The organism is Natronomonas sp. (assembly GCF_046710025.1).
In the GTDB taxonomy this organism is placed as follows: domain Archaea; phylum Halobacteriota; class Halobacteria; order Halobacteriales; family Haloarculaceae; genus Natronomonas.
This window is the reverse complement of the sequence record NZ_JBKEGK010000103.1, coordinates 1-8,574: the sequence shown is the minus strand read 5'-3', so window position 1 is coordinate 8,574 and position 8,574 is coordinate 1. Positions and strand designations below refer to the sequence as shown.

Sequence of the window (8,574 nt, the reverse complement as noted above, 5' to 3'; positions counted from 1 at the left end):
TCGGCCATCGCCGAGGAACTCGAGGACGCGATCGACCACGGACGGACGATCTCGGTCGTCCCCCAGTAGGGCGAGCGCGCGGCCCGTTCCCGCGATCGGCCCCTTATATCAGCCCGACTTCGGCGGTTTTGCTCACACACGCTCTCGCCCTGTGTCGATCATTACTGTCGAAACGTCACATAAGAACCGCCTCGACAGCGTCCTCCCAACCCGCAAACGTAGGGGAAACCGATACGACTATTAATTGTTACATTCACTGTATTTCCTGTGAGCGGTGACACGCATCCACACGCGGGCGACCAACCGTTCCGGTGGCCGGAGGCCGTCCCGCACGCCGCCTCAGTCGGTCGCCACCGACACATATCCACACAAACCATGAGATTATCAGATGCCAGGGACCGCTTCGTTAGCGAGTTCACGTTCCCCGTTGAGCGCGAAACGGTGCTCAAAACAATCGGAGACGTCGAGATAGACGGACTGACCGACGATCCGGAGACGGTCGAAGACGTGTTGCATCGGACGAACTCCGAGGAATTCCACTCGGCCGACGAACTCTACGACACGATCATCGGATCGATCGGCAGCGAGTACGTCGGTCGCCGGTTCTACGACGACCGGGGGTCGAACGCCGGGATCGATGTCGATGAGGTGTCCTTCTAATGTCCGAGAACGTTCTCGTAAGCGGGGTGCCGGGCGTCGGTGCCTCGCGGGTCTGTGAGGAGGCTCGGCGCGAACTCGACGGGGAGTACACGCTACTTAACGTCGGGGATATCATGCTGCAAGAGGCGCTCGAACACGGACTCGCGAGCAGCCGCGAGGAACTCTCCCGCCTCCGGATCCGCGATCAGCGATCCCTCCAGCGACGGGCGGCCGAACACATCCGCCGCGAGTCCGACTCGGGGTCGCTGTTGATCAACACCCATCTCGTCGTCGAGACGCCGCTCGGGTACGTCCCGGGGATGACGGGGGAGATGCTCGCGGAAATCAACCCCTCTGCGCTCGTCGTCGTCGACGCCGCCGGCGCGACCATTCGGGATCGACGCGAACGGAGCGAGCGTTCCTACGAGCACTTCAGCCGGTCGGTCGAGTTCCACAAACAACTCCAGAACGCGGCCGCGTTCAACTACTCGCTACAGGGCAATTTACCGGTGTATCACCTCGACAACGAGGACAGCGTCGGGGAGACGAGTTCCCAACTCGCCGCGATCGCGGGAATGCTATCGAACCTTTCACCGGAGGCATAGCGGCCAGCCGTTTTTGTTTTCTCGGGGATGGAACCGCTCCCGAGCGGCAACTACTGTAACGCCGTCTCGAGTTTCTCGATCGGGTGCGGAGGCTTGCCTTCGATCCGATCGGTGCCCGCGAGCTGGGAGCGACAGGAGGTGCCAGGCGCGGTGACCTCCTCGGCCGGCGAGTCCTCCACCGCGTCGAACAGCAGCCGTCCGATCGCCTTGCTCATCGAGTAGTGTTCGGCCTCGTAGCCGAAGGAGCCGGCCATCCCACAGCAGGTCGTATCGAGGACATCGATGTTGTAGCCCGCCCGTCGCAGGACGCCGACAGCGTGGTGATCGCGGCTCGACGCCGTCTGGTGGCAGTGGCCGTGATACGAGAGTTCCTCCTTTGTAGCCGTCTCGAGGGCCTCGTCCAGCCGGAACGTGTCGATGTACTGCATCACGCTGTAGGCGTTTTCGGCGACGGCCTCGACGTCGGGGCCGGAGAGCAGGTCGAGGTAGTCGTTCTGATACATCACCGAATCGGAGGGCTCGACGCTGACGACGTCCCAGCCGTCCTCTACTCTGGGGGCTAAGGCATCGACGTTCGCCCGTGCGGTCGCACGGGACGCGTCGAGCATACACTTCGAGTGGGCTGGACGGCCGCTGTCGGTCACATCGTCGGGAATCTCGACGTGAACACCGGCGGCCTCAAGCGTCCGGACCGCCGCCTTGCCGACCTCGGGTTGAGTGTAGTTGGTGTATGGGTCGGCGATGACGAGTGCCTTCCGGTCGGCCTCGGCAGCCGAGACGGCGGGGGTTCGCCCCGAATCCCACTTTTTTAGCGTGTTCCGTTTGAACGTTGGGAGGTCGCGCTCGCGGGCGATTCCCATCGCTTTCTCCATGAACAGCCCTGTCCCGGGCAGCTTCATCGCTGCGTTCGATAGCGGCGCGAACGTGCTGCCGAGGCGATACAGCGTCTCGACGTTCGCGAACAACCGGTCCCGGAACGGGATGCCCTCGCGCTGGTGATACTCGTGTTTGATCTCGGTTTTGAGCTTCGCCATGTCGACGCCGCTGGGACAGTCGCGCTTGCAGCCCTTACAGCCGATACAGAGGTCCATCACCTCGTGGATGAACTCATCGGAGAAAACGTCCTCTGGAAGGTCACCGCTCATCGCCCGCCGGAGCATGTTCGCCCGGCCACGGGTCGCCGTGATCTCCTCGTTCTCGGTCGCTCGGTAGGTCGGGCACATGACGGAGCCGGTCGTGTCTTGATGACCCGTACAGCCGGCACAGCCGTGACAGAGTTCGGCCATCCCTTGGAAGCCGTTCTCGTTGTCCCAGTTCATGTCGGGATCGAAGCCGGCGTCGAACTCGTAGTCGGTGTCGTACCGGAGGTTCTCCGTTGGGTCGAAGTCGCCGCTGACGTTACCGGGATTCAACAGCCCCTGCGGGTCGAAGGCGGCCTTGAGTTCCCGGAATGATTGCCAGATCTCCTCGCCGTAGAGTTTTTTATTCCATGTCGTCCGTGCCCGCCCGTCGCCGTGCTCGCCCGAGACGGAGCCGCCGTACTCGATGACGAGATCGGTGATCGCGTCGGAGATCTCGAGCATCTGTTCGACGCCGTCGTCGGACTTGAGGTTCAACAGCGGCCGAATATGTAGCACGCCCGGCCCCGCGTGGGCGTAATAAGAGGCGAACGTGTCGTACTCGTCGAACAGCTCTTGAATGTCTGCGACGTACTCCGGGAGGTTCTCGGCTGGGACGGCCGTGTCCTCGACGAACGGCCAGTGTTTGTCATCGCCGGTCCGCGACAGCAGGATCGGGAGTCCGGATTTGCGCATCTTCCAGAACTTCGCTTTCCGGTCGTCGTCGTAGGCCTCGAGGGCGTCGACAGCTTGGATCGCATCGTCCGTGCGTATCCCGTCCTCTGAGGGCTCGCCGGCCGCCCCGTAGCCCGGCAGCCGGTCACTCAAGAGGTCCGCGACCTTCTGTTTGCCCTCCTCGATCGAGTCGGCGTAGAACTCGACTAGGAGCGTCGAGTCGGTGCCCTCGGGGAGCGTTCCGACCAGTTTCGAGAACTCCGCGGTGTCGCGGGCGAGATCGAGAAGGATGTCATCCATCACCTCGACGGCCGCCGGGTCGTGTTCGAGGATGGGTGCGACGTCGCGCATCGCGGAGATGACATCGTCGTAGGTGAGCAACACCACCGATGTCTCCTCGGGGATCGGCTCCAGCGAGACGGTCGCCTCGGTGATGATCCCGAGCGTCCCCTCGCTACCGGCCAGCAGCCGCCCGACGTTGACCTCGCCGCGGGCCTTGACATCCTGAAGCAGTTTGTCGAAATTGTAGCCGGAGACGTTGCGCGTCAGATCAGGGTAGCGGGTCTCGATCTCGTCTGTCTTGTTTCGGAGGATATCCGAGACGACCGCGTAGACGCGCTCTTCGATGCCCGCGTCCTCACCGACCGAGTCGGCCCGCTCGTGGAGGGCCTCGATATCCATCCAGCCGAACGTCGTCACTGTCCCGTCGGCGAGGACGACTTCGACCTCCTCGACGTAGCCGTCGGCTTTCTCGTATTTCAGAGAGTGGGCGCCGGTCGTGTTGTTACCGATACAGCCGCCTAACACGCTCTTGTCGCCCCAGGCGGGATCGGGGGCGTACTTCAGGCCGTGCTGCTTGAGGTGGTTGTTCAGCCGCGCGAGCGTGATCCCCGGCTGGGCGGTGACCGTTTCGCCGTCGGGGTCGACGTCTACGATCCCGTCGAGTTGCTTTTTGAAGTCCAACACGACCGCCTCGTTGACTGTCTGGCCGGCGAGGCTTGTCCCGCCGCCACGGGGGAGCACCGGGATCGAGTGCTCGGCACAGTACTCCATGACCGCTTGGACATCCGATACCGATGTGGGAATGACGACACCGATCGGCAGTTGGTGGTAGGCGCTTGCGTCCGTCGCATAGAGGTTTCGGCTGTAGGTGTCGAAGCGGACCTCCCCCTCGACGATGGCCTCCAGATCGTCGACGAGTTCCGGCTCCTCGACCTCCGAACTCTGATAGTCGTAGTTGCTCCGTGGATCGTCGGCGGGATCCGTCGGCGGTTCCGACCCCGATTGTGTGGTCTTGCTCATACTATAAACCCGAACGGACATGGGTAGGGACTAACATGAAATAAGAGTGCTGCCGGCAGCGGCCGAAAAACCGGCAAAATTTATCAGGATCGATCAACAATGACTAGAATCGATCAACAACGGTTGGGGTCAATTAACAAGGACCAGGATCGACCAAGAAGAGTTACTATCATCAATAAACCCTCGATCGGACGTTTGCGATCGGCGGCACCCCGGCGTGTCGCGTTCATCCCCCGCGCTTTCGATACCAGACCCGTTCGCCGACGGGGGAGTCCCCCGCTTCGATGTCCAGCCGCCCGACGAACAGGTCATAAACCGCAACGGTCACGACGAGGTCGACCGTCGCGCCGTCGGCGTCCCGAACCGTGACGACGCGGTGGCCGTCGCGCGTCCCGATTGACTCGACGGTGCCTTCGGACCACCGCTCGATGTCGTGTGTCGGGCGCCGGGCGTGGAGGCGGTCGTGATCCATCGAGTACAGGTACGTCGCTCGGCTACAAGAACTCCCGCACTTCCGAGTACCACATGTCGTGGTGATCGACGGCGTCGATCAGTCGAGCGATCTTCGCCGCAACGACATGCCAACAGAGCTGCGTCGGGTCGTCGGGGTCGAGGTTGTAGCGGCTGTCCGCACACCGGCAGGCGTCGCCCTCGATGACGTACTCCTCGGAGTGGCCGACGACGACAGTGAAATCGCGGTACTGTTTCACCCGCCCCTCGCCGACGGCTTCGATGGCGGTGACCCCACGGTCACCGTGGGTGTCGATGATCGCGTCGGCGGCCTCGCTCGTGAGTTCGCCGGCCGCCTCAAGCGACTGCTCCCACTCCTCGACTGCGTTCACGGTAGCGTCTTCCGGAGCCGGCGGCAAAACAGGTTCGGTCGGTTGATTGAGTATGTTCGGTCACATCGGATTCGGCCGGTGGAGCCGGCCGTGGTCGCTAAAAGCGAAGTTGCCCGGCGCCCCCGACACGTCGACCGACCCACGAGCGGCTCCCGGCACCGAAACCGGTCGAGGGGGCCTCCGTCAGTCCGTTCGGACTGGCGGCGACCGAACGACCACCCACATTTATAAACCTTAAATACGTGTTTTAAGTCGAGTCATGCAGGACCCAAAGGAGACCATAAATATCGAGAACGTCGTCGCCTCGACGGGTATCGGTCAGGAGCTTGATCTACAGAGCGTCGCGATGGATCTCGAAGGCGCCGACTACGATCCCGAACAGTTCCCCGGGCTCGTTTATCGGACACAGGAACCCAAATCCGCCGCCCTCATTTTCCGTTCCGGCAAGATCGTCTGCACCGGCGCAAAGTCCACCGACGATGTCCACGAGTCGCTACGGATCGTCTTCGACAAGCTCCGCGACCTGGAGATCCAGGTGGACGAGGACCCCGAAATCGTCGTCCAGAACATCGTCACCTCGGCCGATCTGGGCCGCAATCTCAACCTGAACGCGATCGCGATCGGTCTCGGGCTGGAGAACATCGAGTACGAGCCTGAACAGTTCCCGGGACTCGTCTACCGTCTTGACGATCCCGACGTGGTCGCGCTGCTCTTCGGCTCGGGGAAGCTCGTCATCACCGGCGGTAAGGAGCCTGACGACGCGAAGAAGGCGGTCGACAAGATCGTCTCTCGACTCGAGGAGCTTGGCCTGCTGGACGGCTGAGACTGTCGATTGTAGCCGCTATCTTCTGTATCGAAGCACGTCGTGTTTGCGTCCGGCCACGACACAGCGCGAACCGAAAACCCCACGCCGGGACCGTTCGGAACTGTTCGGGGCCGATCGGCCGTTTCCTCGCTCGTTTTGCCGCCGCGATTTGATACGGTTGGCCTCAGCCTGTCGGTGCGATTCGCGCTCTTCTGCCGGCCAAACAGTGGCCCCTGTTGACACCCCGATTCGGCCCAAAGAGCCGGTAATACCAGCCGCGTCGGGGGGTCCGGTAGCGTGACGTTTAGTACGAACACCCCCGATTATCAGCCATGAGCGATTCAGAGGAGCCTAGCCCTGGGTTCGGTAACCAGCGCGTTCGGGAGATCTACCGTGACGGAATGTACGAAGAGGAGACACCGACGTATCCGATCGCTTACGAGGAACTCCGTGAGGCCGCCTGGGAGAACATGGACGATACGGCGCGTGCGTACGTCCACGGTGGCTCCGGAACCGAGGAGACGTTCGAACGGAACCGGGACTTTTCTGCGTACCGGATTATGCCGCGAATGCTGCGTGGCGTCGAGGACAGAAGCCTCTCGGTCGAGCTATTCGGCAACACCCACGAGTTCCCGTTGATGATCACCCCACTCGGGGTGCAGTCGTTGCTGCACGACGAGGCGGAATCGGCGACCGCCCGCGCGTGCGCCACACTCGACATCCCGTTCACACTGAGTTCGCTGTCTTCAACGCCGATGGAAGACGTTGCGGAAACCCTTGGCGACACCACGAAGTGGTTCCAGTTCTACTGGAGCTCCGACCGTGCGGTTGCACGGAGCTTCCTCAACCGAGCGGAGGCGTCCGGCTACGATGCGATCGTCCTCACGGTCGATGCGCCCACGCTCGGGTGGCGCGACCGACTGTTGGAACGGGGGTACTACCCGTTCCTCGAGGGCGAGGGCGTCGCAAATTACTTTTCAGACCCGGCGTTTCGGGACTCACTTGCGGCCTCCCCGGAGGAGGATCCGAAGGCAGCCGTCGATCGGTTCCTCGAAATCTTCGGGGACGAGTCGCTCACGTGGGCGGATCTGAGCTTCCTGCAGGAGAACACGGACCTCCCGATCGTGCTCAAGGGCGTGCTCCACCCCGAAGACGCGCGGTTGGCGCTCCAGCACGGCGCTGATGCGGTGCAGGTCTCGACCCACGGCGGGCGACAGGTCGACGGATCAATTAGCGCCGTCGAGGCGCTGCCAGCCGTCGCCGAGGCCGTCGGTGACGACGCGCCGGTGCTCTTCGACAGCGGCGTTCGACGGGGCTCGGACGCGTTCAAAGCGCTCGGTCTCGGGGCCGACACCGTCATGCTCGGCCGACCCTTCGCCTACGGTCTCGCAATGGCCGGTCAAGACGGTGTCGAGTGGGTGCTCGAAAACACACTCTCAGAACTCGATTTGACCATGGGGCTTGCGGGTTACGACGACGTTACTGACATCGACCGCGAGGCACTCAAACACGAACAGGAACTTTGAGACCCTCCCTGCGCCAAACGCAGGGCCTTTGTCTTTGATTCCTGTTGTCCGCCTTGGCAACTTCTATCAGGGAACCAATCGCTCGATTTCCGTCACGAGGATGTCACTCGCCCCCGCGGCCTTCAGTTCGGGGATCACCTCGAAGACCTCCCGCTCGTCGACGACCACGTGAACGGCGAGCTTTTCGTCGCCGGCGATGTCCATCACCGTCGGCCCGCCCATGCCCGGAATCCGCTCTTTCACGTCGTCGAGGGCGTCCGCGGGGACGTTCATCATCACGTAGCGCTTGCCGTCGGCGTCGAGCACCGACCGAAACGCAGTTTTGATCTGTCCGATCTTCGGGTCGTCGGCCACGGCCGGATCGGCGAAGAGCCGGACGGACGATTCGAGCACCTCGTCGACCACGGAGAGGCGGTTCATCCGCAGGGTCGTCCCGGTAGAGGTAATGTCAACGATGGCGTCGGCGATGTCGACGTGCGGCGTCAGTTCGGTCGCGCCCGAGACCTCGACGATGTCGGGGGCAACGCCGATCCCCTGAAAGTAGTTTCGGGTGATCGTCGGGAACTCGGTGGCGACGGTGCCGCCGGAGAGCTCCTCGGGCGAGGCGACGCCGCCCTCCTCCGGCGAGGCGAGCACGAGCCGGCAGGCCCCGAACTCGAGATCGAGCAGATCCACGAGGTCGGCCTCGGACTCGCGGGCCTGATCGAGGCCGGTGATCCCGAGCGCCGCCGCCCCGTCGGAGACATACTCGGGGATGTCGGCCGCGCGGGCGAACAGCGCCGAGACATCGGGGTCGACGGTGTCCGCGTAGAGCTTCCGGTCGGCCCCGTCCTGTACGTGGAGGCCGGCGCGCTCGAGGAGTTCGAGCGCCGGCTCGTGGAGACGCCCCTTATTAGGTACGGCGATGCGCATACCTCCGCTTGTGGGGGGTGGGTCTTTTCATTGTCGGAGAACGTCGTCACGGGGTGTCGCGCGGGTGATGGCCCTTGCGGCACCTAGCGCTCTCAGGGCGGGGACGAACGCCGCGGGACAGCCCGGGGCGGCGATACGGCGGCCGAGTCG

Annotated in this window: 8 protein-coding genes; 4 read left to right on the top strand and 4 right to left on the bottom strand. The window is 63.2% G+C overall.

Features of this window, described 5'->3' with window-relative positions:
* The first annotated feature begins 375 nt into the window (after positions 1-375).
* Positions 376-660 (top strand): hypothetical protein, encoded by a 285-nt coding sequence (locus ACI944_RS08415; protein ID WP_411718608.1) that lies wholly within the window; start codon positions 376-378, stop codon positions 658-660.
* Positions 660-1,244, top strand: a complete 585-nt coding sequence (locus ACI944_RS08410; RefSeq protein ID WP_411718607.1) for an AAA family ATPase — start codon at positions 660-662, stop codon at positions 1,242-1,244. Before ACI944_RS08415 ends, ACI944_RS08410 begins: the two co-directional genes overlap by 1 nt.
* A 50-nt stretch (positions 1,245-1,294) precedes the next feature.
* Here the strand turns inward: ACI944_RS08410 and ACI944_RS08405 are convergent, their stop codons facing one another.
* The 3 genes from ACI944_RS08405 to ACI944_RS08395 form a co-directional block, all read right to left on the bottom strand.
* On the bottom strand, positions 1,295-4,339 hold the full coding sequence (locus ACI944_RS08405; protein WP_411718606.1) for an FAD-binding and (Fe-S)-binding domain-containing protein: 3,045 nt from the start codon (positions 4,337-4,339) through the stop codon (positions 1,295-1,297).
* A 226-nt stretch (positions 4,340-4,565) separates the two neighbouring features.
* Positions 4,566-4,811, bottom strand: coding sequence for a hypothetical protein (locus ACI944_RS08400; protein WP_411718605.1), 246 nt, complete (start codon positions 4,809-4,811; stop codon positions 4,566-4,568).
* 22 nt (positions 4,812-4,833) lie between these two features.
* A complete protein-coding gene (locus ACI944_RS08395; protein WP_411718604.1) occupies positions 4,834-5,181 on the bottom strand; it encodes a hypothetical protein in 348 nt (115 codons plus the stop codon).
* Positions 5,182-5,440: 259 nt separating this feature from the next.
* Between ACI944_RS08395 and ACI944_RS08390 the strand changes: the two genes are divergently transcribed.
* Together ACI944_RS08390 and ACI944_RS08385 are read left to right on the top strand one after the other, a co-directional pair.
* Positions 5,441-6,004, top strand: a complete 564-nt coding sequence (locus ACI944_RS08390; RefSeq protein ID WP_015408186.1) for a TATA-box-binding protein — start codon at positions 5,441-5,443, stop codon at positions 6,002-6,004.
* Between the two features lie 314 nt (positions 6,005-6,318).
* Positions 6,319-7,512, top strand: a complete 1,194-nt coding sequence (locus ACI944_RS08385; RefSeq protein WP_411718603.1) for a lactate 2-monooxygenase — start codon at positions 6,319-6,321, stop codon at positions 7,510-7,512.
* A 66-nt stretch (positions 7,513-7,578) separates the two neighbouring features.
* Here the strand turns inward: ACI944_RS08385 and hisG are convergent, their stop codons facing one another.
* On the bottom strand, positions 7,579-8,424 hold the full coding sequence (hisG, locus tag ACI944_RS08380) for an ATP phosphoribosyltransferase (protein WP_411718602.1): 846 nt from the start codon (positions 8,422-8,424) through the stop codon (positions 7,579-7,581).
* Between the last annotated feature and the right edge of the window lie 150 nt (positions 8,425-8,574).

Excerpts from the sequence above, each read along its gene's own strand:
- ACI944_RS08415 (WP_411718608.1), top strand. The coding sequence starts at position 376 with ATGAGATTATCAGATGCCAGGGACCGCTTCGTTAGCGAGTTCACGTTC.
- ACI944_RS08410 (WP_411718607.1), top strand. The coding sequence starts at position 660 with ATGTCCGAGAACGTTCTCGTAAGCGGGGTGCCGGGCGTCGGTGCCTCG.
- ACI944_RS08405 (WP_411718606.1), bottom strand. The coding sequence starts at position 4,339 with ATGAGCAAGACCACACAATCGGGGTCGGAACCGCCGACGGATCCCGCC.
- ACI944_RS08400 (WP_411718605.1), bottom strand. The coding sequence starts at position 4,811 with ATGGATCACGACCGCCTCCACGCCCGGCGCCCGACACACGACATCGAG.
- ACI944_RS08390 (WP_015408186.1), top strand. The coding sequence starts at position 5,441 with ATGCAGGACCCAAAGGAGACCATAAATATCGAGAACGTCGTCGCCTCG.
- ACI944_RS08385 (WP_411718603.1), top strand. The coding sequence starts at position 6,319 with ATGAGCGATTCAGAGGAGCCTAGCCCTGGGTTCGGTAACCAGCGCGTT.
- hisG (WP_411718602.1), bottom strand. The coding sequence starts at position 8,424 with ATGCGCATCGCCGTACCTAATAAGGGGCGTCTCCACGAGCCGGCGCTC.